General features: G+C 72.0%; 23 protein-coding genes. 12 read left to right on the top strand and 11 right to left on the bottom strand.

The window, feature by feature from the left end; all coding sequences use genetic code 11:
• The first annotated feature begins 107 nt into the window (after positions 1-107).
• Positions 108-431 (top strand): L-rhamnose mutarotase, encoded by a 324-nt coding sequence (locus ACFZB3_RS25225; protein WP_391378888.1) that lies wholly within the window; start codon positions 108-110, stop codon positions 429-431.
• 26 nt (positions 432-457) lie between these two features.
• Here the strand turns inward: ACFZB3_RS25225 and ACFZB3_RS25220 are convergent, their stop codons facing one another.
• The 4 genes from ACFZB3_RS25220 to ACFZB3_RS25205 form a co-directional block, all read right to left on the bottom strand.
• The gene (locus ACFZB3_RS25220) at positions 458-2,602 is read right to left on the bottom strand and encodes an EAL domain-containing protein (protein ID WP_391378694.1); all 2,145 of its coding nucleotides are present in this window, start codon (positions 2,600-2,602) and stop codon (positions 458-460) included.
• Positions 2,599-3,411, bottom strand: a complete 813-nt coding sequence (locus ACFZB3_RS25215) for an SAM-dependent methyltransferase (RefSeq protein WP_391378693.1) — start codon at positions 3,409-3,411, stop codon at positions 2,599-2,601. Before ACFZB3_RS25215 ends, ACFZB3_RS25220 begins: the two co-directional genes overlap by 4 nt.
• Before the next feature lie 361 nt (positions 3,412-3,772).
• The gene (locus tag ACFZB3_RS25210) at positions 3,773-4,738 is read right to left on the bottom strand and encodes an SCO0930 family lipoprotein (protein ID WP_391378691.1); all 966 of its coding nucleotides are present in this window, start codon (positions 4,736-4,738) and stop codon (positions 3,773-3,775) included.
• Between the two features lie 411 nt (positions 4,739-5,149).
• Complete coding sequence (locus tag ACFZB3_RS25205; protein ID WP_391378689.1) at positions 5,150-5,473, bottom strand: hypothetical protein; 324 nt, start codon at positions 5,471-5,473, stop codon at positions 5,150-5,152.
• A gap of 22 nt (positions 5,474-5,495) precedes the next feature.
• On the opposite strand from ACFZB3_RS25205, the gene ACFZB3_RS25200 reads away from it, so the two are divergent.
• The 3 genes from ACFZB3_RS25200 to ACFZB3_RS25190 all read left to right on the top strand — a co-directional run bounded on the left by ACFZB3_RS25200 (position 5,496) and on the right by ACFZB3_RS25190 (position 7,406).
• Positions 5,496-5,624 carry a hypothetical protein gene (locus ACFZB3_RS25200; protein WP_385678741.1) on the top strand — a complete coding sequence of 43 codons (129 nt, stop codon included), beginning with the start codon at positions 5,496-5,498 and terminating at the stop codon, positions 5,622-5,624.
• Between the two features lie 31 nt (positions 5,625-5,655).
• Complete coding sequence (locus ACFZB3_RS25195; protein ID WP_391378687.1) at positions 5,656-6,420, top strand: DUF4239 domain-containing protein; 765 nt, start codon at positions 5,656-5,658, stop codon at positions 6,418-6,420.
• Positions 6,421-6,626: 206 nt separating this feature from the next.
• A complete protein-coding gene (locus tag ACFZB3_RS25190; RefSeq protein ID WP_391378685.1) occupies positions 6,627-7,406 on the top strand; it encodes a hypothetical protein in 780 nt (259 codons plus the stop codon).
• Positions 7,407-7,471: 65 nt separating this feature from the next.
• On the opposite strand, the gene ACFZB3_RS25185 is transcribed toward ACFZB3_RS25190, so the two are convergent.
• A complete protein-coding gene (locus tag ACFZB3_RS25185; protein WP_391378683.1) occupies positions 7,472-8,302 on the bottom strand; it encodes a hypothetical protein in 831 nt (276 codons plus the stop codon).
• 335 nt (positions 8,303-8,637) lie between these two features.
• Here ACFZB3_RS25185 and ACFZB3_RS25180 point away from each other — a divergent pair, with 335 nt between their 5' ends.
• Complete coding sequence (locus ACFZB3_RS25180; RefSeq protein ID WP_391378681.1) at positions 8,638-9,312, top strand: class F sortase; 675 nt, start codon at positions 8,638-8,640, stop codon at positions 9,310-9,312.
• Positions 9,313-9,340: 28 nt separating this feature from the next.
• On the opposite strand, the gene ACFZB3_RS25175 is transcribed toward ACFZB3_RS25180, so the two are convergent.
• The gene (locus ACFZB3_RS25175; RefSeq protein ID WP_391378679.1) at positions 9,341-10,174 is read right to left on the bottom strand and encodes a polysaccharide deacetylase family protein; all 834 of its coding nucleotides are present in this window, start codon (positions 10,172-10,174) and stop codon (positions 9,341-9,343) included.
• 117 nt (positions 10,175-10,291) lie between these two features.
• Complete coding sequence (gene lysX, locus ACFZB3_RS25170) at positions 10,292-13,567, bottom strand: bifunctional lysylphosphatidylglycerol synthetase/lysine--tRNA ligase LysX (protein ID WP_391378678.1); 3,276 nt, start codon at positions 13,565-13,567, stop codon at positions 10,292-10,294.
• Between the two features lie 215 nt (positions 13,568-13,782).
• Here lysX and ACFZB3_RS25165 point away from each other — a divergent pair, with 215 nt between their 5' ends.
• Positions 13,783-14,238, top strand: a complete 456-nt coding sequence (locus ACFZB3_RS25165; RefSeq protein WP_391378676.1) for a universal stress protein — start codon at positions 13,783-13,785, stop codon at positions 14,236-14,238.
• Here the strand turns inward: ACFZB3_RS25165 and ACFZB3_RS25160 are convergent.
• Positions 14,174-15,421 (bottom strand): MFS transporter, encoded by a 1,248-nt coding sequence (locus ACFZB3_RS25160; RefSeq protein ID WP_391378674.1) that lies wholly within the window; start codon positions 15,419-15,421, stop codon positions 14,174-14,176. The genes ACFZB3_RS25165 and ACFZB3_RS25160 overlap by 65 nt on opposite strands.
• 102 nt (positions 15,422-15,523) lie before the next feature.
• Between ACFZB3_RS25160 and ACFZB3_RS25155 the strand changes: the two genes are divergently transcribed.
• Both ACFZB3_RS25155 and ACFZB3_RS25150 read left to right on the top strand, forming a co-directional pair.
• A complete protein-coding gene (locus tag ACFZB3_RS25155) occupies positions 15,524-16,474 on the top strand; it encodes a LysR family transcriptional regulator (protein WP_391378886.1) in 951 nt (316 codons plus the stop codon).
• Positions 16,475-16,534: 60 nt separating this feature from the next.
• Positions 16,535-17,947, top strand: coding sequence for an amino acid permease (locus ACFZB3_RS25150; protein WP_391378672.1), 1,413 nt, complete (start codon positions 16,535-16,537; stop codon positions 17,945-17,947).
• Positions 17,948-17,977: 30 nt separating this feature from the next.
• On the opposite strand, the gene ACFZB3_RS25145 is transcribed toward ACFZB3_RS25150, so the two are convergent.
• Positions 17,978-18,886: an alpha/beta fold hydrolase gene (locus ACFZB3_RS25145; RefSeq protein WP_391378669.1), complete on the bottom strand. Its 909-nt coding sequence runs from the start codon at positions 18,884-18,886 to the stop codon at positions 17,978-17,980.
• A 98-nt stretch (positions 18,887-18,984) separates the two neighbouring features.
• On the opposite strand from ACFZB3_RS25145, the gene ACFZB3_RS25140 reads away from it, so the two are divergent.
• A complete protein-coding gene (locus ACFZB3_RS25140) occupies positions 18,985-19,458 on the top strand; it encodes a MarR family transcriptional regulator (RefSeq protein ID WP_391378667.1) in 474 nt (157 codons plus the stop codon).
• Between the two features lie 27 nt (positions 19,459-19,485).
• Here the strand turns inward: ACFZB3_RS25140 and ACFZB3_RS25135 are convergent, their stop codons facing one another.
• Positions 19,486-20,634: a CapA family protein gene (locus ACFZB3_RS25135; RefSeq protein ID WP_391378664.1), complete on the bottom strand. Its 1,149-nt coding sequence runs from the start codon at positions 20,632-20,634 to the stop codon at positions 19,486-19,488.
• 221 nt (positions 20,635-20,855) lie between these two features.
• On the opposite strand from ACFZB3_RS25135, the gene ACFZB3_RS25130 reads away from it, so the two are divergent.
• From ACFZB3_RS25130 to ACFZB3_RS25120, 3 genes are all read left to right on the top strand, one after another.
• Positions 20,856-21,404 (top strand): sigma-70 family RNA polymerase sigma factor, encoded by a 549-nt coding sequence (locus ACFZB3_RS25130; RefSeq protein ID WP_384033617.1) that lies wholly within the window; start codon positions 20,856-20,858, stop codon positions 21,402-21,404.
• Between the two features lie 144 nt (positions 21,405-21,548).
• Complete coding sequence (locus ACFZB3_RS25125; protein ID WP_391378662.1) at positions 21,549-22,064, top strand: hypothetical protein; 516 nt, start codon at positions 21,549-21,551, stop codon at positions 22,062-22,064.
• A 149-nt stretch (positions 22,065-22,213) separates the two neighbouring features.
• A complete protein-coding gene (locus ACFZB3_RS25120) occupies positions 22,214-22,870 on the top strand; it encodes a zf-HC2 domain-containing protein (protein ID WP_391378660.1) in 657 nt (218 codons plus the stop codon).
• Between the two features lie 7 nt (positions 22,871-22,877).
• On the opposite strand, the gene ACFZB3_RS25115 is transcribed toward ACFZB3_RS25120, so the two are convergent.
• Positions 22,878-23,741 carry a DNA-formamidopyrimidine glycosylase family protein gene (locus ACFZB3_RS25115; RefSeq protein ID WP_391378657.1) on the bottom strand — a complete coding sequence of 288 codons (864 nt, stop codon included), beginning with the start codon at positions 23,739-23,741 and terminating at the stop codon, positions 22,878-22,880.
• Between the last annotated feature and the right edge of the window lie 126 nt (positions 23,742-23,867).

Genomic DNA, 23,867 nt, shown 5'->3' with positions numbered 1-23,867 from the left:
CGACATCCTTCCGGGCCATTGCGCGGGAAGGATCTGATCCTTAGGGTCCTGCCCGACGGATGAAACTGATTCTTCGCCGTTCGCCCCAGGAGGGAGAGGTGAGCAAGGTGCAGCGCTTCGCCGCCGTCATCCGATTGCGCCCGGAGAAGGAGGCCGAGTACCGCGCACTGCACGCGGCCGCCTGGCCGGGCGTGCTGGCCGCCCTCGGACGGGCCCGCATCGGCAACTACTCGATCTTCCTGCGGGACGGGCTGCTGTTCAGCTACTTCGAGTACTCGGGGAACGACTACGCCGCCGACACCGCGCTGATCGCCGCCGACCCGGTGACGCGCGAGTGGTGGACCCTCACCGACCCCTGTCAGCAGCCGCTGGACACCGCGGCCCCGGGCGAACGGTGGGCCCCCGCCGAGGAGGTCTTCCACCTCGACTGAGGGCCCTTGCCGACAGGACGTCCGGGTCAGCCCGTGGCGTCCACCAGGGCCAGCTCGTGCAGGCGCTCCGGTGGGCCCGGGCGGGCGTAGTACCAGCCCTGGGCCGTGTCGCAGCCCAGTATCCGGAGCTGTTCGGCCTGGGCACCCGTCTCCACGCCCTCCACGGTGACCGCGAGGTCCAGGCTGTGGGCCAGGGTGACGATGCCCTCGACGATCTTGAGGTCGACCGGGTCCGCGGGGAACTGCTGCATGCTCTGGGTGAAGGAGCGGTCCAGCTTGAGGATGCTCACCGGCAGGCGGCGCAGGTTCGCGAGGTTCGAGTAGCCGGTGCCGAAGTCGTCCAGGGCGATGTCCACGCCCATCTCGGCGAGGCGCCGCAGGGGCTTGAGGAGGTCGTCGTCGGCGCCGATGAGCGCGGACTCGGTGACCTCCAGGCAGAGGGCGTCGGGGGCCACTCCGGTCCGCTCCAGGATCTCCACCGTGTCCTGGACCAGGCCGGGGTGGGAGAGCTGGCACGGGGAGAGGTTGACGTTGATCCGCAGCGGGCCGGCGCTGTCGTGCTCGCCGTAGCGTTCTCGCCACTCGCGGGCCTGGCGGATCGACTCCTCCAGGACCCAGCGGCCCAGCGGGACGATGAGACCGGTGTGTTCGGCGAGCGGGATGAACCGGTCGGGGCCGAGGACGCCGTGCTGCGGGTGCAGCCAGCGGACCAGGGCCTCGGCACCGCGGACGCTGCCGTCGCCGAGGTGGACCAGCGGCTGGTACTCGATGAAGAACTCGTTGCGGTCCAGCGCGGCGGGCAGTGCCGTGGTCAGGCCGTGGCGGGTGATCGCGCGGGCGTCCGCCTCCGGGTCGGCGAGTTCGGAGCGGTTGCCGCCCGCCGACTTGGCCCGGTACATCGTGATGTCGGCGCTGCGCAGCACCTCGGCGGGGGTGCGCTCGCCCGCCGGGCCCTCGACGATGCCGATGGAGCCGCGGACCATGAGGTCGCGGCCGTCGATGCTGATCGGGGTGACCAGGGCGTTCATGATGCGGTCGGCCAGGTCGTCGACCTCGCGCTGGGTGGCCGGTCCGGTGGTCAGCGCCACGAACTCGTCGCCGCCGAGCCGGGCGACCATCTCGCCGGGCGCGGTCGCGCAGGACTGCAGCCGGTCGGCGACCTCCACGAGCAGCCGGTCGCCGGCCGAGTGGCCGAGGCTGTCGTTGACGGTCTTGAAGCCGTCCAGGTCGAGGTAACACAGCCCGAACCGCTGGCCCTCGCCGGCCGACAGGGCCTTCTCCAGGCGCTCGAAGAACAGCGTGCGGTTGGGCAGGCCGGTGAGCGCGTCGTGGGTGGCCTCGTAGCGCAGCCGGAGGTTGAGCAGGCGGCGCTCGGTGGTGTCCTCCATGAGGGCCAGCTGGTACTGCGGTTCGCCGTCCGCGTCCCGGAGCAGGGAGACGGTCAGGTTGGTCCACAGGACCGTGCCGTCGGAGCGGTTGAAGGCCTTCTCGACGTGGTAGTGCTCGCGTTCGCCGCGCACCAGCTCCTCGTAGAGCCGCCAGGTCTGCGGCGCGTCCTCGGGATGCGCCCACTCCAGGACGTTGCGGCTGCGCAGGGTCTGCTCGGAGCCGCCGAACATGCGCAGCAGCGCGCCGTTGACCTGGAGCACGTTGCCTTCGAGGTCCGCGATGCCGATTCCTATCGCCGCGCCCTCGAACACGGCCCGGAAGCGGGCCTCGCTGGCGTGCAGCGCCTGGGCGACCACGCCCTGGGCGCGCAACGCGGCCTGGGCGATGGCCTCCTGCTCGGCCAGCGTACGCTCGCGCAGCGCCTGGGCGAACCCGGCGGCCATCGCGTGCTGGATCCGCGAGGAACGCATCCGCAGCTCGTCCTGGGGGCCGTCCTCGCCGCAGTACAGGACCAGGTAGGCGTCGACGCAGTCGAGGGAGCGGGTCAGCGCCTCCGGGTCGGTGCAGTGCGCGTCGATCAGCGCGGCGCCCACCTGCCGGGCCTCGTCGGCGTCGAAGCCGTGCGCCAGCAGGATCTCGCTCAGCCGGCGGGCCAGCGGCAGCAACTGCTCCTCGAACTCGGGACGGGTCAGGGACGTCGACGTCACCGGGAACACCGCCCGGCTCCAGATCGTCGCGAACCTGCGCAGTCTGTCCTCCGGGCCGCCCGGCTCCGCGGTCACGCCGCGATCCCCACGCCGGCGAACCCGGCGAAGGCATACGGATCCTCGTCCTCCGGCGCCGACTCCGGCCGCCAGTGCGGCATCGGCACCAGTCCGGGTTCCACCATGTCGTACCCCTCGAAGAACCGCGCGACCTCGTCGCGCGAGCGCATGATCAGTGGGTTGCGAATGTCCTTGTATACGTCCACCGCCCCCTCGGCCCGCTCGGCCGGCAGCGGGATTCCCTCGTACGAGGCATGCGTGAGAACAAGCAGGCTGCCGGGCGCGAGTGCGTCGCGCAGCTGTGCCACTGCCCCGTACGGGTCGTCCGCGTCTTCCACGAAGTGCAGTATGGCAACGAGAAGCAGCGCCACTGGCCGATTCAGGTCGATCAGGCGCTCCACCTCGGGGCTGGAGAGGATCTCCTGGGGCTTGCGGAGGTCGGCGGCGACCACGCCGGCGTCCTCGTTGCCCGTCAGGACGGCGTTGCTGTGCGCCACGGCCACCGGGTCGTGGTCGACGTACACCACCCGCGCGCCGGGGTGCGCCGCCTGCGCGACCTCGTGGACGTTGCCGAAGGTGGGGATGCCGGAGCCGATGTCCAGGAACTGGTCGATGCCGGCGCCCACGGCGTGGCGGACGGCGCGGCGCATGAAGGCGCGGTTGGCCTGCATGATCTTCGGCAGTCCCGGCAGGTGGGTCATCGCCTTGCGGGCCGCTTCCCGGTCGACCTCGAAATTGTGCGAACCGCCCAGGTAGTAGTCGTAGATACGCGAAACGCTCGGCACCGAGATGTCGATGCTCCGTGGGGCCCAGGCGGGACGCTCCATGTATCTCTCCAAGGCTGAGGCGATCCGGTGTTCGAGCTGAGGCTACTGATCGCCTGCGAACAGGGCGAGCCGAAACGGAAATTGACCGTCCGTTCCTGGTCACTGCCTGGGAATTCAGTGTTCGGTTTGAGGGCGTTCGGGCATTGCGCCGGGTGCGGGTCGTTCGTGGTGGCCCGCACCCACGCGGCGGAGCCGCGCACGTACGCCAAAGAGCCCGCCCCCTCCGTGCGGTGTGGAGGGGGCGGGCGGTCGTGCGCCGTTGTGTCGTCTTCCTGGGACTCTCGCTGGCCGCTGCCCTCCCTTCCGCGATGCGCGAATGTGGACTCGGGCGGGGCGATCAACCCTGGGGAGGTGATCCCTGCTAGCTCGGCGCGCCGACCAGCTTTCCTTCCGGCGAGACGGCGTACCACGTGCCGCCGACGCCCTGGCCGTTGGTGTCACCGGCCTTCGCGTCCCCGGAGAAGGTGTAGATGGGCCAGCAGTTGACCGTCTGCTGCTTCGCGCCGTTGTCGGGGCGGGTGAAGCCCATCAGGCCCTTCTTCACGATGCCCTTGGTGTCGCTGGAGGCGACCTCGGCGACGGCCGGCCACTTCACCAGGCAGTCACCGGTGCAGTTCGAGACGACCTTGGGCCACGCCTTGTCCTTGATGAAGCGGTAGACCGTCATGCCGTTCTTGTCGACGATGATGTCGCCGAGCTTGGCGTCCTTGCGCACCGACAGACCGGGCAGCGAGGCCAGCGTGGCCTTCTTGCCGTCGGGGGCGGCGGCGAACCACTTGCCGCCCACGCCCTGGCCGTTGACGTCACCGGCGTTGACGTCCTTGGCGTAGCGGTAGACCGGCCAGCCGGCGACGGTCAGCTGCTTGGTGCCGTCGGAGCGGGTGACCTCGCCGAGCAGCGACTTGTCGATGCCCTCACCGGCCGTGGCGTCGTCGGCGGGCACCGGCGGCCAGGCGGTGGCGCAGTCGCCGTCGCAGTTCGACTTGGGGGGATTGGCGGTGTCCGCGTCGAAACGGTAGAGGGTGAGGCCGCTGCCGTCGGTCAGCACCTTGCCCAGGTCGGGGTTGCTGGCAACGGTCAGCTTGCCTGCGGGGGCGACCGCGGCCGGGGAGCTGGAGGCCTGGCTGCCGTCGGCGCCGTAGCCGTTGCCCGCGCCGGTGGAGGCGGAGGGGTTGGTGATGCTGCCGATGCCGGCCGGCGCCGTGGCGCCGACGTTCTGGGCCGCCGAGGACGGAGTGGTCGCGTTGTTCGAACCGCACGCCGTCGCGAACACCATCACCCCCGCGGCCGTGGCCACCAGCGAGGCGCTCCTCCACGAGGTCTTCATCGTCAACTCCCCATAATCGCCTGGTTATTGCAGCGCCTCTGCGCCGCCGCACGACACCAGGTACGGATGCCGGGGGCCGAAGTGTTCAACGGGCGCACAAATTTCTTTCGGCACACTGTGGCCGTGGACCGCGTCCCGCACGGGCGTACGCTTCGAGCCATTCGCGCAACGGTGTGATTCAAACCGGTTTACGCCACATGTCGCCCGTTCGGGCCAATCACCCGGTACTCCGGCGTGCGACGGCGCTCGACGCCCCATGATCTCCGTCGTGCATGCACCCGAAGCGACCAGACTCGCGCCCGTCCCAAGGGTATTGGCCCTGCTGACGCTGACGTGGGCCCTGGCGGGCTGCCCGGTCGGCACGGCGTCGGCCGACGCCTGCGCCTCCGCCTCGACGGGCCCCGACGGCATTCACGCGGTGGCCGTCGCCGGGGGCTCCTGGCCCACTCCCCCGCCGTGTCCGACACCCACCCCGCCGCCCTGCCCCACGCCGACCCCGACACCCACGCCCACTCCGACGCCCACCCCGACCCCGACCCCGAAGCCCACTCCGAAACCCAGCCCCACGCCGACGCCCAAGCCGCCGCGCACCACCCCGCCGGCGCCGCGTCCGGCGCCACCGCCACCACCCCGGCGCGCGCCGGCCCCGAAACCCACGCCCACCCCCACCCCACCACCGGCACCGCGCCCCAGGCCGAAGCCGACGCCGACGCCCACCCCGCCGCCGAAGCCCACCCCCCGGCCCTCACCGACCCCGGTGACCTATCCGCCGTACCACGTCCAGTCGACCGGTACGGCGGCCCCGAACCGCACCTCCCCGGTCACCTACGTCCTGCTCATCGCCGTACCCGCGATCATCGCCGTCGCCGCGTTCCGCGCGCGCTGACGGCCGGCCCACTGATTCCTGGAGGCTTCCGTTGCCGGATTGGCTTGTTCTCGTCCTCGCGATGCTCGCGGCCGTCGCCGTGGTCGTCATCATCACCCTCGTCCGGGACAAGAGGGCGGCGGAGGACGAGGATCCCTCCGAGACGCCGGACGTCATCGAGTACATGACCATGTGGATCGGCGTCATCTACGCCATCGTCCTCGGTCTGGCGGTGGCCGGGGTGTGGGAGGCCCGCAGCGCCGCCCAGGACCATGTGCAGGCGGAGGCGCAGGCGCTGCACGAGATCTACGAACGGGTGCGGGTGTATCCGCCCGACACGCGTGACCGGATCCGGGCGGACGTCGACGCCTACGTGGCCCAGGTCGTCGACAAGGAGTGGAAGGAGATGGCCGACCACGGCCGGCTCTCCCAGCACGGTGCCGAACTGCTCGCGCAGATCCGTCAGGACGTCACCGACTACGAGCCGAAGACCGACTTCCAGGCGCAGGCCTACCAGCCGCTGGTGGACCAGGTGGCCGCGCTCGACCAGGCGCGCAGCGCCCGGTCCGACTCGACCGGGGCGACCATGCCGAACGTGGTGTGGATCGGGCTGCTGGCCGGGGCGGCGATCACCATCGGCATGGTCTTCGCGCTGCAGATCAGGCGCACCCGGCGCGAGCTGGTCCTCGCCGGTCTGTTCTCCGCGACCATCACCTTCATGCTGTTCCTGATCTGGGACTTCGACGAACCGTACAGCCGGGGCATCACGGCGACGGCGCAGCCGTTCCTGAACCTCTTCCCGCACATCAAGGGGTAGTCGAGGGGCAGGGGTCGTCCCGGGGACACCGCACCGCACCACGCCACGCCGCCGATGTCCCCCGGACGGCCCACTCTTCTCCCCCGTTCGCTCTACAGCGTTCGCGCGCATGTGCGGAGGTTTCTAGCGTTCCGATCATCGAGGTGCATTCCCGGCACTGGCGGAACAGGTCCGCAAGCCGCTCCTCGGGGACCGGAGGAACCACCATGCGCGGGATACGCGTTGCTTCGGCCGCACTGCTGGGCCTCGGCGGCCTCGCCCTCTCCGCTCCGGTCATCCTCGCGAGCGACACCAGCGACGCGGGCCGGGACGAGGGCACCCACTTCGGCTTCCGGGTCACGCCCACCACCGTCGCGGCGGGCGGGCGGGTGAGTCTGCACCTGGACCGCGGCAGCGGCTGCCGGGGCGCCGCGACGGTCACCTCGGGTGTGTTCGACACGGTCCGCATCCCGTCGGAGCGGGACTCGGTGACGGCCACGGTCGACCGGACGGCGAAGTCGCAGGCTTCGTACCGGGTGACGTTCAGCTGCGACGGGTCCAGCGTGTCGACCCAGCTGGCCATCGCGAGCAGCACGGCGGCCGGACACGGTGACGGGCAGACGGACGAGCACAGTGCGGCGAGCGGCCGCACCGATGGCGGTACGGACGGTGGTACGGCCGGACACGCGGACGGGGTCTCCGACAGCGGTACGGGCGCGCACAGCAGCGGTCGCACGGACGAGAGCACCGACGCGCCCGGCGACGGCGCGGGCGACGGCAGTGCCGACGCCGGCACCGACGGCCGCACGGACAGCGGTGGTTCCGGAAGCCGCGAGGAGCTCAACCCGCAGCCCCTGCCGCCCGGGCGGGGTGTGCAGGCCGGTGAGGGCGGCAGCGTCGACGGGTTCGACCTCAAGGAGATCGGTCTCGGCGCGGCACTCGTCGCGGGGTCGGTCGGTACGGCGTACCGGCGCTCGCGCAGACACGCCGGCGAGGACGGCGCCTGATCGCGGTGCGGCCGGCCCGGCCTGTGTCCCGGTCCGCCGCGGGACCGGGGCACAGGCACGCTCGGTCAGAACCGCTTCTCGCTCCGGCGGCGCAGCCAGAACCCGCAGCCGGCCAGCACGGACGCGCCCACCAGGCCGCCGCCGATCGCCATGTCGGCCTGCGTGGCCCCGCTGGAGATGCTGCCTCCGAGCCCGGCCTTCACCCCGCCGAGCTGGCGGTCGTCGTCGTCCCACCCGTCGGACTCGGAGCCGCTTTGCCCGTCGCCGAGCACGGTGAAGGCGTTCTGCCGGGTCAGGAACCGGTCGTCGCAGCTGACGGTGAGGTCGTACGGACCGGATCGGGCGTTCTGGCGGATGCGGGCGACACCGCGCGCCATGTCCCCGCCGAACGGGGTCAGAGGCGCCGTCCCGAAGGCGCCGGACCGCATGTCGCCGCGGCGGCAGCCGTTGACGGTAACGGTCAGCTGATCGCCTCTCCGGACCGAGCGGGGCTGGACGACGATGTTGCGCACACCGTCGCCCCGGCCGTCGCCCCGGCCGCCGAACCCTTCGTCGAAGCCTTCACCGCCCCGCCCGCCGTAACCTCCGTTGAAGCGCCCGTCGCCGCCGAACCCGCCCACCCCGTATCCGGGAACCACGACGCCGGGGATCGCGACCCCGGGAGCCACTCCGACACCTGCGACGCCGCCGATACCGCCGACACCGCCGACCCCGCCGACAGCGCCGACGCCGCCGACCCCGGTCCCGGGGGCGACGCCCGTCCCGCCGACGACCGGGGCCTGGGTGTTGGGCGGGCCGCCGGGGTTGCCCAGGCCGTCGGCGACGGCCACGGGGGCGGCGGCACCGAGAACGGCGACCACGGTGCACGCGGCCGCCAGCGCACGTGAGTTTCGCATCTCTTCCTCCGCGGAAGGCACCCCGGGAACGGTCCCCGGTGGATCGGCGAGAAAGCACCTCCCGAATAGACCCTCAGATGCCCAGAACACGCCCGCATTTCGAGAATGGTCCGTCCTGGTGAGGGGACACGCCGCGCGAAAAGCGCACAATCGGATATTGCTGCAGGTCACGGACTGTCAGAAAAATCCTGAGAACGGCAACTCGGATGGCGCACCGGAATACCTGCGGGCCACCCGTTCGCCCGTCGCCCCGTCGCCGCACCCGCGCGGGGGACTTAGCTTTTTCCCATGCGCGATACGGACCCGAAGGCGGCCGCGTCGAGAGGGGATGGCGAATGTCTGCGTCTGAACTTTCCGAGCTGGCCGAGGAGGAGGAGCGGCGGAGGAAGCGTGCCCCCTGGGGCGTGATAGCGCTCGTTCTGCTGACCGGTCTGGCACTCATTCGGAACGGTTCGGGAGAGTTCGACGTCGGTCCGCCGCAGCCGGCCTCGGCCGCCGCCCCGGACAGCCGTACCACGATTCCGGGCACCTTCGCCACGGCGCCCGCCGCGCTGCCGTTCGCCACGGCGGACCGGATCAGGATCCCGGCGATCCGGGTCGACGCGCCGGTGATGCCGGTGGGTCTGGACACGGACGGCTGGATCGCGGCGCCGCCGCCGGACGACCCGAACCTGGCCGGATGGTTCACCGGGGGCGTCTCGCCCGGGGAAAAGGGCACGGCCGTCGTCGTGGGCCATGTCGACAACACGAAGGGCCCGGCGGTTTTCTACGGGCTCGGTTCCCTGAAGAAGGGGAACCGCATCGAGGTCGACCGCCAGGACGGCCGGACGGCCGTGTTCGAGATCTACGGAATCGAGGTCTTCGCGAAGGCCGGCTTCCCGGGCGACCGGGTCTACGGTTCCAAGGGCGCACCGGAGTTGCGTGTCATCACCTGCGGCGGCGGCTTCTCGAAGCAGAACGGCTACGACGGGAACGTCGTGGTCTTCGCCCGCCTGGTCGAGGCCCGCTGAGGCCACCACCGGGCGGGCGCGGGGTCGTTCACGTGCGGCGGCGGGGCACGGTCAGGTGGTAGCCGTTGTCCAGGAGGTAGGGCAGGTACTCGCGCAGGGCCTGGACGCTCTGCGAGCGGTCGCCCCCGGCGTCGTGGGAAAGGACGACGACGCCGGGGGCGGCGCCGTTCTCGATCGTGTCGACGATGGTGCGGGTGCCGGGTTCGGTCCAGTCGGTGCTGTCGACGGTCCAGGCCATCGGCTCCATGCCCATTTCCGCGCCGAGTTGGAAGGCCGCGCGGTTCCAGGCGCCGTAGGGGGCGCGGAACCACTGCGGGCGTTCGCCGTAGGTGTCCTCGATGGCGTCGCTGGTGCTCGTCATCTCGTCGCGGATCTCACGGCGGTTCAGGGTGGTCAGCAGGGGATGCGTCCAGGTGTGGTTGCCCACCACGTGGCCCGCCTCGGCCATCCGCGCGACCAGTTCCCGGTTCACGACGATGCACTCGCCGCACAGGAAGAACATCGCCCGCACGTCGTACTTGGCGAGGGTGTCCAGGATGTGCGGGGTGTAGTTCGGGTTGGGACCGTCGTCGAAGGTGAGCATCATGCGTCTGCCGCTGCGGGAGATCTCCGTGATGGGTTCCTTGCGGACCTTGAGCCTGCGCGGGGCGGTGCGCGGCGGGCCGTACCCGGTGAGCGGCTGGAGCCGGAAGGCGGAGGACTTGAGCGCCGGGCGGGCCTGCGGTCCCGCGGCCGGGGCGGCCCCGCCGGCCGCCTCCTCGGCGCTGCTCGCCAGCACGATGCCCGCGGTACCCGCGGCTCCCAGCGCGGCACCGCCGGCGAGCAGCAGCCGGCGGCGGGTGAACAACTGATCCTTCTGCATGACTCATCAGTCGCCCGGCAGGACTCCCGCGCAGCACATCAACACCGGTGCGGCGGTGGGAAAACACCCGCACGGACCAGCAACAAAAGGTTTCGGTAAGAAAAGACCAAAAAATCCTCAGCGGCGGCGGACCAGCGGGAAGGGGAGGGTCTCGCGGATGGTCAGACCGGTGAGGAACATGACCATCCGGTCGACGCCGATGCCGAGTCCGCCGGTGGGCGGCAGCGCGTATTCGAGGGCGTCCAGGAAGTCCTCGTCGAGTTCCATCGCCTCGGGGTCGCCGCCGGCCGCGAGCAGCGACTGGGCGGTGAGCCGGCGGCGCTGTTCGAGGGGGTCGGTCAGTTCGGAGTAGGCGGTGCCCAGTTCGGTGCCGAACGCGACCAGGTCCCAGCGCTCGGCGAGCCGGGGGTCGCCGCGGTGCTGCCGGGTGAGCGGGGAGACCTCGGTCGGGAAGTCCTTGTAGAAGGTGGGCGGCCCGGTCCGCTCCTCCACCAGGCGTTCGTACATTTCCAGGATCACGTCGCCGGGCCCGTCGTCGGCGGTGTACGGCACCCCGACGCGGTCGCAGTGCCGGTGCAGCCGCAGCAGCTCGGTGCCGGGGCCGACCTCCTCCCCCAGCACCTCGGAGATCGCCCCGTACACGGTCCTGACCGGCCAGGCGCCCGAGATGTCGTACTCCTGTCCGTCCCTGCGGACCACCGGCGCGCCCGAGGCGGCGGTCGCGGCGCCCTGGATCAGCTCGCGGGCGAGGTCGAGCATCACGTCGTAGTCGGCGTACGCCTGGTAGGCCTCCAGCATCGTGAACTCGGGGTTGTGCTTGTGCGAGACGCCCTCGTTGCGGAAGGTCCGGCCGAGTTCGAAGACTTTCTCCAGACCGCCGACGCAGAGCCGTTTGAGGTAGAGCTCGGGGGCGATGCGCAGGTGCAGGTCGAGGTCGTAGGCGTTGCTGTGGGTGGTGAAGGGGCGGGCGTTGGCGCCGCCGTGGATCTGCTGCAGGACCGGGGTCTCGACCTCCAGGTAGCCGCGGTCCAGGAGGCCCTGGCGCAGCGCCTGTACGGCGGCGGAGCGGGTGCGGACCACGGCGCGGGCGGCGGGGCTGGTGGCGAGGTCGAGGTAGCGCCGGCGGACCCTGGCCTCGGGGTCGGCGAGGCCGCGGCGCTTGTCGGGCAGTGGGCGCAGGCACTTGGCGGTGAGCTGCCAGTCGGTGACGAAGAGGGTCGGTTCGCCCGTGTCGCTGACGCCCATGCGGCCGGTGGCGGTGATCTGGTCGCCGATGTCGGTGTCGGCGGTGAACCGGTCGAGGGCGGGTCCCGACCCGGTGCGGGTGAGGGCGAGCTGGCGGTCGCCGGACCAGTCGCGCAGTGTCACGAAGACGATGCCGCCGAAGTCGCGGACCAGCATGATCCGCCCGGCGACGGTGGCCGTCTCGCCGTCGCGGACGCCGGCGAGGGCGCGCGGCGGTGGGCCGGTGGCCACCGGGTAGGGGTCGACGCCCGCCGCCCGCAGCCGGTCCAGCTTGCGGCGCCGGACCCGGAACTGGTCCGGCAGGCCGGCGCCGGGTGCGCCGGTCCCGGCCTCGTCCGCTCCGACGGCACCGGGCACCGGCGCGGACGGCGGCGTCGCCTCGACGAGCGGCGGTCCGGTCTGCGGGTGCCCCTTTCCCCAGAGTTTGCGCAGGGACGGTACGGAGACGAAGCCCTCGGCGATCCCGGAGGCGAGGCCGATCCGGGCGAGGGAGCCGGCGTCGCCGTAGCAGAGGAAGCGCGGGTACCACTCGGGGCGGTACTTGGCGTTGGAGCGGTACAGGGCCTCCAGCTGCCACCAGCGGGAGAAGAACAGCAGCAGCCGGCGCCACAGCCGCAGCACCGGTCCGGCGCCGATGCGGGCGCCCTCCTCGAAGACCGAGCGGAAGACCGCGAAGTTCAGCGAGATGCGGCGCACGCCCAGTTTGGGGGCGGCCGCGCACAGGTCGGCGACCATGAACTCCATGACGCCGTTGGGGGCGGTGCGGTCACGGCGCATCAGGTCGAGGGAGATGCCGTCGGCGCCCCAGGGCACGAAGGAGAGCAGGGCGAGCAGCCGGCCGTCCTCCGCCATCGCCTCGACGAGCAGGCAGTCGCCGTCGGCGGGGTCGCCGAGCCGGTCCAGGGCCATGGAGAAGCCGCGCTCGGTCTCGGTGTCGCGCCAGGCGTCGGCCCGGTCGACGGCCTCCTCCATCTCCGTCTCGGTGAGGTCGGCGTGGCGGTGGATGCGGCAGCCGGCGCCGGTGCGCCGGACCCGGTTGACGGCCTGCCGGGTGACCCGCATCTCGCGGCCCCCGAGGTCGAAGTCGGCGACGTGCAGGATCGCCTCGTCGCCGAGCTGGAGGGCGCCGAGGCCGGCGCGGACGTAGGCCTTGGCGCCGTCCTCGGAGGCGCCCATCACCGCGGGCACCCAGGCGTGCCGGCGGGCCACGTCCAGCCAGGCGGCGATGGCGTGCGGCCAGGCCTCGGGGTCGCCGACGGGGTCGCCGCTGGCCAGGCAGACGCCGGCCTCGACCCGGTAGGTGACGGCGGCCTTGCCGCTGGGCGAGAAGACCACGGCCTTGTCGCGGCGGGTGGCGAAGTAGCCGAGGGAGTCCCGGTCGCCGTAGGCCTTGAGGAGGGCGCGGATGCGGGCCTCCTCGTCGCCGTGCAGGGCGGCTTCCAGGCGCTGCGAACGGAACAGGGTGGCGGCGGCGTTGAGCAGGGCGAGGGCGCCGAAGAGGCCGAGCAGGAAGGCGACGAAGCGGGGCGGGCGGCCGCCGTAGCTGCCGCCGGAGACCAGGCCGCCGCAGACCCGGTCGGCGGCCCAGGCCAGGTGCTGGCCGTGCGGGAGCGAGCCGGGGAAGAGCGAGACCAGGCCCCAGCCGGCCAGGATCGCCACCAGCAGGCCGATCAGCAGGACGCCGAGGGCCCGGCGTACGGCGGCTCGGCGGGAGGCGGCGTAGAACTCCCGGCGGGCCACGATCAGGAGGGCCAGGGCGAGTCCGCAGACCACCAGTGAGCTGAACGGGTACCAGCCGAAGCCGAAGGCGACGGTCAGGACGTCGGCCAGCACCAGCAGGCCGAGGTAGATCACCACCAGCCACCAGGCGACCTTCTTGCGGGCGGCGGTGGCGCCGCCGAGCAGGAACAGGAAGACCGCGTAGGCCAGGTTGGGGCTGACGGGCACCAGGACGGCGTTGAGGAAGTGCACGACCGGGCGGAGCAGTACGCGCAGCGGGGCGATGACGGAGAGCAGGGCGCACAGCAGGGCGAGGGTGCCGAAGAAGGTCCCGAAGGCCTCCGGCACCCAGGTCAGCCGCCCGCCGCGGGGCGGGCGTATCGGGCCCGCCGGCTCCTTGCCCGTGGCGGGCTCCACGGCGGCGCTCATGCTCCGACTGTAGAAAGCCCTGGCTCGGCCCGCCCGTCGAGCTGCGGGCCGGTGGGGGCTGGTCGTGCAGTTCCCCGCGCCCCTTACGGGGCGCCGTGCAGCCCCCTGCTTTTAGGGGCGCGGGGAACTGCGCGAGCAACCACCCACGGCCCGCGGCCGAACGTCGGCGCGTCCCGGACCCTCACCGGACCTGCGAATTCCGATAGCCTCGGATCGTGGCGGAACAACACCAGTTCGAGCGGGGCACGGACGGCCCCAAGGTCATCGTGGTCGGCATGGACGGCTCGGACTCCTCGTGGCGCGCGACCTCCTACGCCGCCGGTCTGGCCCGGCGGCAGCACGCGCTGCTGGCCGTCGTGTACGTCCAGCCGGTGCTGGCGGCCGGCGCGGTGCTCGGGGCGCCGGTGGCGGAGACCACCGACGAGATCGCCGAGGAGCTGGTCGCGCAGATCCGGGAGGCGGCCGAGCGGCTCAAGGGGATATTCGAGGTGCGCTGGGAGTTCCACACCTTCCGCGGCGACGCCTACAGCGGCATGGTGAAGGCGGCCGACGAGCTGAAGGCCGACGCGGTCGTGGTGGGCGCCTCCGAGCAGGCCGGCCACCGGTTCATCGGCTCGGTCGCGATCCGTCTGGTGAAGGCGGGACGGTGGCCGGTGACGGTCGTGCCGTAGCGGTCTCCCGGCGGAGCAGCAGCGGGGTCGCGAGGAGCAGGATCCCGGCGGCGGCGATCGCGGTGCGCGGGCCGGTGAGGCTCGCCAGCAGGCCCCACAGGGCGGTCATGGCGGCCGTGGTGGCCTTGCCGGTGACCGACCAGGCGGACAGGGTGCGGGCGACCCGGTCGTCGGGGGTGTGCTCCAGGCGGCGGGTGGCGTACACGGGGCTGTAGACGGCCGAGCAGGTGATCACCCCGAACTCCAGGACCATCACCAGCAGCAGTCCGGGCAGCCCGGGCCCGACGAACGCCAGCCCGAGGGGCCAGACGGCGCGCAGGGCGCTCGCGGTGCGCAGTACCCGCCACTGCCCGTACCGGGCGACCAGCGGCCGGGCCAGCCGGGCGCCGAGGAGGCCGCCCAGGCACGGCACCGCGAAGGCGAGGCCGTACTGCCAGGGGGCGAAGCCGAGCCGGCCGAGCATGAGGACGGCCAGCGGTGGCGCGGCGACCATGATCAGGGCGTTGCCCGCGAGGCTGTTGAAGAAGAGGGGCCGCAGGGCCGGGCTGGTGAGGATGTACCGCCAGCCGTCGAGCAGGTCGGCGGCGCGCAGGCGCTGTGTGTCCCTGGGGGCGGGGCGGGGCTCGCCGCCGCCGACGGCCCGGATGCCGAGCGCCGACAGCAGGAAGCTGACCGCGTTCGCCGCGACGGTCGTCACGGGGCCGAACAGGCCGATCGCGGCGCCGCCGAGGGGCGGGCCGAGGACCAGCGCGGTCCAGTTGGTGGACTCGAACCGGGCGTTCGCGGTGAGCAGCCGGTCGGCCGGGACGAGGGACTTCAGGAAGGCGCCGGAGGCCGCGCCGAAGGTGATGTCGGCGGCCGCGACGACCACCGAGACCAGCAGCAGCTGGCCCAGGCCCAGGGCGCCGAGGGCGTACGCGGCCGGGACGGTGAGCAGCGCGGCGAACCTGACCAGGTCCATCGCCACCATCACCGGCCGTTTGCGCCGGAACTCCACCCACGGACCGAGCGGCACCGCCGCCACCGCGCCCACGGCGGGCCCGATCGCCGCGATCAGCGCCACCTCGGCGGACCCCGCGTGCAGCGCGATGACCGCGATCACCGAGAACGCGTCGAAGGCGAGATAGGTGCCGAGCGCACTCACCGAGTACGCGGCCCACAGCCACCCGAACCGCCGCCCCATGCACAACCTCCCGTTGACCCGGGACATGAGAACCCGCAGGTGGCCGCCGAATCAAACAACCCCCGGGCCCGCTGCCACAACCAGCGGTTGTACGGTGTGGACGTGGACCTCACCGCCGTGCGCACCTTCGTCGCCGTGGCCGACTGCGGGCAGTTCCAGGAGGCCGCGGCCGTCCTCGCGGTCACCCAGCAGGCGGTGTCCAAGCGGATCGCGGCGCTGGAGAAGGAGCTGGGGGTGCGGCTGTTCACCCGGACCGCCCGGGGCGCCGAGCCGACCGTCGACGGCCGCACCTTCCTGCCGTACGCCCGGGAGCTGCTGCTGGCCGAGGAGCGGGCGGCCGCCTCCGTACGGCGGGGCCGGCGCCCCCTGCGGGTCGACGTGGTCGGCGCCCGGCTCGCCCCGGCGGCGCTGCTGCGCGGCTTCCACGAGGCGCACCCGGACCTCCCCCTGGACGTCGTCACCCTCTTCGACGTGGACTCGGCACTCACCGCCCTGCGCTCCGGTGCGATCGACGCGTCCTTCCGGGCCGTCGCCATGCCCGGCCGGCCGCTGCCCAGGGGCGTGGAGGCCGCCCGGGTGTACGACGAGCCGGTCGAGCTGCTCACCGGCCCGGGGCACGCCCTGGCCGACCGGGCCTCGGTGACACCCGGGGAGCTGGCCGGGCACCGGATCTGGATCCCGGGGATCGTGGACGGCACCGAGTGGGCCGCGTACTACGCCTCCCTCGCGGCCGGGTTCGGGCTCGCCATCGACTCCTCGGGCCCCAACTTCAGCGGGGCGTTGCAGGACACGCTCGCGGGCTCCGACACCCTGGCGACCCTCGTCAGCGAGCGGACGGGGCTGACCTGGCCCGACGGCCACGACCTGCGCCGGATCCCGCTGGTGGACCCGACCCCCCTCTACCCGCACTCGCTGCTGTGGGCCGCCGCCAACCCGCACCCGGCGCTGACCGCGCTGCGCACCCACCTCGCTGACACCCGCCCGCCGCGCACCGCCGCCCGCACCTGGACGCCGGGCTGGGCCGAGACCGTGCGTGGCGTCTTCCGTCCCTGACGCCCCTGGGCCATCATGATCGGCCGTCAGCCGTTCGCGATCAGCGAAGAGGTGAGGCACATGGCCAAGCTCCGCATGGGTGAAGGAATTCTCCGTCGCAAACCCATCGAACACTTCGAGGAGACCGAGGTCACCGAGGGACCCCGGCTGGACCGGTCGCTGGGGCTGTGGCAACTGACCGCGATCGGCGTGGGCGGCATCATCGGCGCGGGCATCTTCACCCTCGCCGGCACGGTCGCCAACGAGACGGCCGGACCCGCCGTGCTGGTCTCGTTCCTCATCGCCGGTCTGGCGAGCGCCTGCGCCGCGCTGTCGTACGCCGAGTTCGCCGGGCTGATCCCGAAGGCGGGGTCGGCGTACACGTACGGCTACGCGGTGCTCGGCGAGTTCGCGGGCTGGTTCATCGGCTGGGACCTGCTCCTGGAGTACACGGCGATCGTGGCGGTGGTCGCGATCGGCATCTCCGGGTACTTCGGCTTCCTGGTCGAGGAGATGGGCGCGAACCTGCCGCACTGGATGCTCGGCGCGCCCGGCACCGGGTCCGGCCACCGGGTCGACCTGTTCGCCGCCGTGCTCTGCCTCCTCATCGCCTGTCTGCTCAACCGGGGCATCCGCAGCGCCGCCCGCTTCGAGACCTTCGTGGTGGCGCTGAAGGTGCTGGTGGTGCTGCTGGTGATCGGCGTCGGCGTCTTCCACATCAGCTCGGCGAACTACCACCCCTTCTTCCCGTTCGGCGTCAGCGGCGCGTTCACCGGAGCGGCGACCGTGTTCTTCGCGGTCTTCGGGTACGACGCGATGTCGACGGCGGCCGAGGAGTCGAAGGACGCCCAGCGGCACATGCCGAAGGCGATCATCTACTCGCTGGCGATCTCGATGGTGCTGTACGTGGCGGCCTGTCTGGTCCTGACGGGCATGCAGAACTACCAGGACATCGACCCGGAGAGCGGCTTCTCGACGGCGTTCAAGTCGGTGGGGCTGAGCGGTCTCGCGGACGTGATCGCGGTGGGCGCGATCATCGGCATCCTGACCGTCATGTTCACGTTCATGCTGGGTGTGACCCGCGTCTGGTTCAGCATGTCGCGGGACGGGCTGCTGCCCGCATGGTTCGCGAAGACGCACCCGACGCGGCACGTGCCGACCCGGGTGACCTGGATCGTCGGGGCGGCCTCGGCCCTGCTCGCCGGGTTCGTGCCGATCGGCGAGGCCGCCGAACTCACCAACATCGGCATCCTGCTGGCGTTCGTGGTGGTGTGCGCCGCGGTGATCGTGCTGCGCTACCGGCAGCCGGAGCTGCCGCGCACCTTCCGTACGCCGTGGATGCCGTTCGTGCCCGCGCTGGGTGTCGTCTTCTCGGTCTGGCTGATCACGTTCCTGAAGTGGGAGACCTGGGTGCGGTTCGCGGTCTGGTTCGTGATCGGGTGCGTGATCTACTTCGGCTACTCGTACAAGAGGTCGCGGCTGGCCGGACGCTGAGCGCTTCGCTGGGAGCGCCGCGAAATGCCGTCACCCGACTGCGGCACCGTCGTGGCTGGTCGCGCAGTTCCCCGCGCCCCCTACGGGGCGCTCCCGAAGCCCGGCGGACTTCGACGAGCCCGTTTGGAGGCCGCGGAGGAAGGCGAGCAGGAGGGCGTTGAACTCCTCGGGCTTCTCCAGGTTCGGGTAGTGGCCGACCCCTTCGACGACCTCCGCGCGGCCGTTCCGGACCTCGTGGGCGAGGCGTTGGGCGGCGGTGAGCAGGTCGGCGGGTTCGAGGCTGCCGTTGATCGTGAGCACCGGCACGTCGATCCTGGCCACCCGGGGCCAGGAGTCGGTCACCGGGACATGCCGGTCCGGCTCGCCGGGGGTGTGCTTGGAGATCGTACGCAGGGCCATCTCCCGCAGTCGGCGCGGGATGTCCGGGTCCAGGTCGGCGACCGCCCGGCGCTCGCCCGCCACGCCCCGCAGGAAGGCGTCGAGCCAGCCCTCGATGTCGCCGGCGCCCAGGGTGCGGGCGTAGTCGGACTGGAGTCCCTTGTGCCAGCAGTCGGTGTACCGGAAGTCGCCGGTCGCCGCACCGCAGGTGACCACCGCGCGGACCAGCTCGGGGTGTTCCAGCACCGTGTCGGTGGCGATCACCCCGCCCATGGACAGGCCGACGAGGACGGCGGGCCCCGCGTCCAGGTGGCGCAGCAGCTCCGCCAGATCGTCGGCCCAGCGGAAGTGCCTGCTCGCGTTGGCGGAGGAGCCGTGGCCGCGCACGTCCGGGGCGATCACCCGGTACCCGGCGGCCAGCGCCGGGATCTGCCGGTGCCAGAAGCGGTGGTCGACGTACCCGGAGTGGAGCAGGACCACCGGGTCGCCGGAGCCGGTGTCGAGGTAGGCGAGGTCGCCGTCGGAGGACGGGAAGAAGCGGACGTCCGCAGCAGCATTCATGACAACCAAGGTGTCATCTTCGGGAGACTTTGACAACCTGGTTGTCATGATGCCTTTGACACCTCGGTTGCCGTCACGGCGCGGTGCATGATGGCCGGGTGAACGACATGGACAAGCCCCTCGCCCCCGACGAGCTGGGCGAGCGCATCACCGAGGTGTTCGATCTGATCGGCCCGCTCTACCGGCGCGCCTTCCGCAAGATCGAGCAGGGCGAGCAGATCGAGGGGGCCTCGGTCGGCGTGCGCTCGGTGCTCGACCTGCTGCGCCGGTACGAGCCCATGACGGTCCCCCAGATGGGCCGGATCATGGCGCTGAGCAGGCAGTTCGTGCAGCGCATGGTGAACGACGCGGTGGCCCGCGGCTGGGCCGAGGTGACCCCCAACCCGGCGCACCAGCGTTCCTCCCTGATCCGGCTCACGGCCGAGGGCCGGGCGACCGTCACGGCGGTCCTCGCCCGCGAGCACGCCCTGAACCGGCAGGTCGGCGGCGACCTGACCGGCGCCGAGATCACGGCGTGCGTGCGGGTGCTGAAGCAGCTGCTGGTGACGTTCGACCACGTCGACGTGGAGTGAACGCCGGGTGGAGTGGTGGGACCTCCGCTACTCCCCCATGACCAGCCCGTCCTTGGCGGCGCCGCGGCTGAGCACGACGTCGCGGATGGCGTCCCGGGCGGCGGTGAAGTCGGCGCCCTGGCCGATGGCCGCGTTGAGGTCGACGACCCGGCCGGCGTCGACGTCGTAGAGCTGGGGGATGAACTCGGCCCTGGCGACCTCCCAGCGGCCGCCGGGACCGGCGGGCGGGGTGAAGGTGAAGCGGGCCAGGGTGGACCGGTTGCCGCGCGGGTCCGGCCGGCCCTGACTGTTGTTCATGTCGCCGGCCAGCTGGTCGCCGAGCCCGTAGACCACCCAGGTGCCGTTGACCTTCTCGTACGCCTGGGGGATGTGCGCGTGGGTGCCGAGGATCAGGTCGATGTCGGGGCGGCCGCCGGTGCGTGCGGCGGTGAGCCGTTGGGCGAGGGTGAGCTGCTGCTGGTCGGGGGCGTCCTTGCCCTCGGTGCCCCAGTGCAGGGAGACGACGACCACGTCGGCGCCGGCCTGCCGGGCGGCGCGGGCGTCGGCGAGGATGCGGTTCTCGTCGAGGAGGCCGACCGCCCAGGGCTGGCCGGGCGGCAGGGAGTTGCCGTTGACGTCGTAGGTGTAGGAGAGCTGGGCCACCCGGGCCCGGCCCGCGTTCATCAGGGTGAGGGTGCCGGCCTCGGCCTGGGTGCGGGCGGTGCCGGAGTGGTGCAGGCCCACCCGGTCCAGGGCGTCGAGGGTGCGCTGGATACCGGCGGCGCCGTCGTCGAGGGCCCGGTCGGAGGCGGTGGAGCAGCCGTCGTAGCCGGTGGCGGCGAGGGCGTCGGCGAGCTGCGGCGGTGAGGTGAGGCCGGCGTGGCCGCCGTCCGCGGCGGTGACGGTCGCCAGGTGACAGAGCGCCAGGTCGGCGCGGGAGACGACGGGTCCGACGCCGGCCAGCATCGGCCGGAAGTCGTAGCCGTTGCCGCCCGCGTCGAAGTTCGCGTGGTCGCTCGCCGAGTTCAGGGGCATGACGTCACCGGAGGCGACGAGGGTGAAGCCGGTGGCGGGCACGGCCGGTGCCGGGTGCGGGGGCGGGGCGGCGTTCTCCTCCCGCACGTGGTTCTGACAGGCGGCAGCGGCGGCGAGCAGGGCGGTCAGGGCCAGGGCCGCCTGGCGTCTGCGATTGATCATCAGGAGCACCCCAGAGTCGCAAGCCTTGTCCGATTTACAGATCAATGGGTACGAAGGTGAGGGCGACCGCAAACAACTCAGGCGCCCCGATTGACCCATCCGGGTCGGGTAAGGGGTGTGACGGACCGTTCGTCGCACCGTTCGCCGACGCGATCGACCGTCCGCCGCACATGCCTGTGCACCCCCTGTCCCCCGGCCGGGCCCTGCGATGCCATACGGCCATGACGGCCGGAACCACCCTTCCCCACGGGACGACGACCGCCGAGCACGAGCTCGTCGCACTCCAGCGCGACCACGGCCGGCCGCTCTTCGCGCTGCTGCTCCGGCTCAGCGACGGAGACCGGCAGCGGGCCGAGGACCTCGTCCAGGAGACCCTGGTACGCGCCTGGCAGCATCCCGAGGCGCTGCGCGCCGACGCCTTCGACTCCGTGCTGCCGTGGCTGCTGACGGTCGGCCGGCGGCTCGCCATCGACGCACGCCGGGCCCGGCAGGCACGGCCCGCCGAGGTGCACGACGCCGTCCTGGAGAACACCCGGGCCGCCGGCGACCACGCCGAACGCGCCGCCGCGGCGCTCGACGTCCGGGAGGCTGTGAAGACTCTCACTCCGGAACACCGTGAAGTCCTGGTGCTGGTGTATTTCCAGGGGGCGAGTGTTGCGGAAGCCGCCGAGACCCTGGGGATTCCACCCGGTACCGTGAAATCACGGGCGTACTACGCGCTGCGCGCCCTGCGCCGGGTTCTGCCCGGTTATGCACCCGACCTGCGATGAAACCGTAAGCCAGGTCAAACCTCGGTAAAGCGCCTTGCTGAGGACCATGTTTGAGCAATCAGCTGTCTTCATCCGTGTTCCGCACCGGGAGAGGGACGGACCCGGGGTCGGGGCCACGCGCGCACCGGAGGAAGGCAGGACGGGATGCTGCACAGAGGTCAAGAGAGCACGGGCGGGGCCGGGAGCGGGGAACTGGCGGTCCCGATGGCCTGGTTGTACGCCGAGTACATCGCCGACGAGCTGCTGCGCACCGGCGATCTCATGCCACCGACGTCCTTCGAGTTCCGGGCCGGCCGTGACGCGCTGGCGCTGACCATCTTCCTCTCCGACACGGACGGCGAACTGTCGGGCATCCGGGTCGTGTCCCAGTTGGAGAACTGGCTTTCGCTCACGGCGTACGACCAGCCGTGGCAGGACTGGGTCGGCGAACGTATGGCTGTGGTGACGGCCGAGACCGCCGAGTCGGGCGGGCCGTCACCGGACCTGGATCTGGCCGCGGCCGCCTGGCGCTGGCTGGAGGAGACCGAACTGCTCGCGCCCGATCTGGACGCGGTGCCGGGCGGCGCCTCGGTCTTCGGCGAGGACGACGGACCGAAGGTGTGGACCCCCGCCTGGCGGCTCGGTCTGCCCCTCGGACACCTCGCGATCCATCTTTTTTGATTCAGGACCAATCCGCGGGCCCGGCCGCTCCGAATCCGTTGATTACGATTCTGTACGTGGCTTGAGTGAAACGGCTGCCGACTGCGTACGGGTGGGAGCAAGGAACAACGAGTAACCCCCACCCGCACCCATCGGCACGAGGATTCGGCATGAGGTCCCTGGAAAGGCATCGCGACGTCGGCGCGTACGCGCTCGGCGTGCTGGACGAGGCGGAGGCCTTCCGCTTCGAGGACCATCTCATGGAGTGCCCGAGCTGTACGGCACACGTGACCGAGTTCGGCCCCGCGGCACGGCAGTTGATGCTGTACCGCCGGGCCACGCCGCGCTTCGTGCACCCCATGGCCCAGCCCGGCCCCCGGCTGCTCGACCGGCTGCTCGCCGAGGTCGCGACCCGGCACCGGGCCAAGCGCCGCAAGCTGCTGTACGGCCTCGCCGCCTCGGTGGTGTTCGCGGTCGCCGGCCCCGGCATCGCGGCCTACGTCGGCCACGACGCCGCCCCGGCCGTACAGGTCACCGCGGCCACCGACGCGCAGTCCGGCATCTGGGCCCAGGTGAAGTCGCAGGACACGGACTCCGGCAGCACGATCGAGCTGGAGGTGAAGGACCCGGACGGGCCGCGCTCCTGCCGCCTGATCGCCGTCGGCGACGACGGCTCCGAGCAGATCGTGACCACCTGGGCGGAGCGCGACCACGACGACCGGGTGAGCACCATGACGGGCGGCTCCTCGATGCACCCCGACGAGATCGACCGCTACGAGGTGCGCGACGCGTCCGGGCAGCGCCTGGTGACCCTGGACCCCGAGTGAGCGCCGGCTACCTGAGCAGCCGGGACATCCGGCGGTCCGCGAGCGGCTTGCCGCCGGTCTGGCAGGTCGGGCAGTACTGCAGCGAGGAGTCGCTGAAGGAGACCTCGCGGATGGTGTCGCCGCAGACCGGGCAGGCCTCGCCGGTCCGGCCGTGCACGCGCAGCCCGCTCTTCTTCTCGGCCTTGAGCCGCCCCGCCGCCAGGCCGTGGGAGCGCTCCACCGCCTCGGTGAGGGTGGTGCGCAGCGCCTCGTACAGCCGGTGCGTCTCCTCGGGCGTGAGGGACGCGGCCAGCTTGAACGGGGACATCTTCGCCGCGTGCAGGATCTCGTCGCTGTAGGCGTTGCCCACCCCGGCGATCAGGCTCTGGTCACGCAGGGCGCCCTTCAGCTGCCGTCGCTCGTCCGTCAGCAGGGCCGTCAGGCGGGCCTCGTCGAAGTCGGCGGCGAGCGGGTCGGGGCCGAGCCGGGCGATCCCGGGGACGTCCTGCGGGTCGCGGACGACGTACACGGCCAGCTTCTTCTGGGTGCCGGCCTCCGTGAGGTCGAAGCCCGCGCCGGTCTCCAGGGCCGCCCTGAGGGCCAGCGGGCCCTTCCCGGGGCGGGGCAGGCCGTCCGGCAGCCGGTCCTTCCACTGGAGCCAGCCCGCACGGGCCAGGTGGGTCACGAACCGCAGTCCGCGGTCGCCCTCGATGTCCAGGAACTTGCCGTGCCGGTGCACGGCGACGACCTCGCTGCCCTCGAAGGCGCCGACCGGCGGGTCGTACGTCTTCAGGACGCTGATGGCGACCGGCAGCACGCGCACGACCTCACGGCCGACCAGGTGCTCGGTCAGGAATTCCCTGAGCGCTTCGACCTCGGGCAGTTCGGGCATGCGTCCAGAGTGCCATCCGCTGCGCTGGGCTCCGCCGGAAGTGCCGCATCGGGTCGTCCTGCGGGTGCCGCGCGGTGGGGGCTGGTCGCGCAGTTCCTCGCGCCCCTTCGGGGCGCTGCAGCTCAG

The organism is Streptomyces sp. NPDC008092, assembly GCF_042957285.1.
GTDB lineage: Bacteria > Actinomycetota > Actinomycetes > Streptomycetales > Streptomycetaceae > Streptomyces.
This window is presented reverse-complemented; position numbering and strand designations above follow the sequence as displayed.

Excerpts from the sequence above, each read along its gene's own strand:
- ACFZB3_RS25210 (WP_391378691.1), bottom strand. The coding sequence starts at position 4,738 with ATGAAGACCTCGTGGAGGAGCGCCTCGCTGGTGGCCACGGCCGCGGGG.
- ACFZB3_RS25135 (WP_391378664.1), bottom strand. The coding sequence starts at position 20,634 with ATGATCAATCGCAGACGCCAGGCGGCCCTGGCCCTGACCGCCCTGCTC.
- ACFZB3_RS25120 (WP_391378660.1), top strand. The coding sequence starts at position 22,214 with ATGAGGTCCCTGGAAAGGCATCGCGACGTCGGCGCGTACGCGCTCGGC.
- ACFZB3_RS25175 (WP_391378679.1), bottom strand. The coding sequence starts at position 10,174 with ATGCAGAAGGATCAGTTGTTCACCCGCCGCCGGCTGCTGCTCGCCGGC.
- ACFZB3_RS25160 (WP_391378674.1), bottom strand. The coding sequence starts at position 15,421 with ATGGGGCGGCGGTTCGGGTGGCTGTGGGCCGCGTACTCGGTGAGTGCG.
- ACFZB3_RS25190 (WP_391378685.1), top strand. The coding sequence starts at position 6,627 with ATGCGCGGGATACGCGTTGCTTCGGCCGCACTGCTGGGCCTCGGCGGC.
- ACFZB3_RS25125 (WP_391378662.1), top strand. The coding sequence starts at position 21,549 with ATGCTGCACAGAGGTCAAGAGAGCACGGGCGGGGCCGGGAGCGGGGAA.
- ACFZB3_RS25145 (WP_391378669.1), bottom strand. The coding sequence starts at position 18,886 with ATGAATGCTGCTGCGGACGTCCGCTTCTTCCCGTCCTCCGACGGCGAC.
- ACFZB3_RS25180 (WP_391378681.1), top strand. The coding sequence starts at position 8,638 with ATGTCTGCGTCTGAACTTTCCGAGCTGGCCGAGGAGGAGGAGCGGCGG.
- ACFZB3_RS25150 (WP_391378672.1), top strand. The coding sequence starts at position 16,535 with ATGGCCAAGCTCCGCATGGGTGAAGGAATTCTCCGTCGCAAACCCATC.
- ACFZB3_RS25130 (WP_384033617.1), top strand. The coding sequence starts at position 20,856 with ATGACGGCCGGAACCACCCTTCCCCACGGGACGACGACCGCCGAGCAC.
- ACFZB3_RS25115 (WP_391378657.1), bottom strand. The coding sequence starts at position 23,741 with ATGCCCGAACTGCCCGAGGTCGAAGCGCTCAGGGAATTCCTGACCGAG.
- lysX (WP_391378678.1), bottom strand. The coding sequence starts at position 13,567 with ATGAGCGCCGCCGTGGAGCCCGCCACGGGCAAGGAGCCGGCGGGCCCG.
- ACFZB3_RS25215 (WP_391378693.1), bottom strand. The coding sequence starts at position 3,411 with ATGGAGCGTCCCGCCTGGGCCCCACGGAGCATCGACATCTCGGTGCCG.
- ACFZB3_RS25185 (WP_391378683.1), bottom strand. The coding sequence starts at position 8,302 with ATGCGAAACTCACGTGCGCTGGCGGCCGCGTGCACCGTGGTCGCCGTT.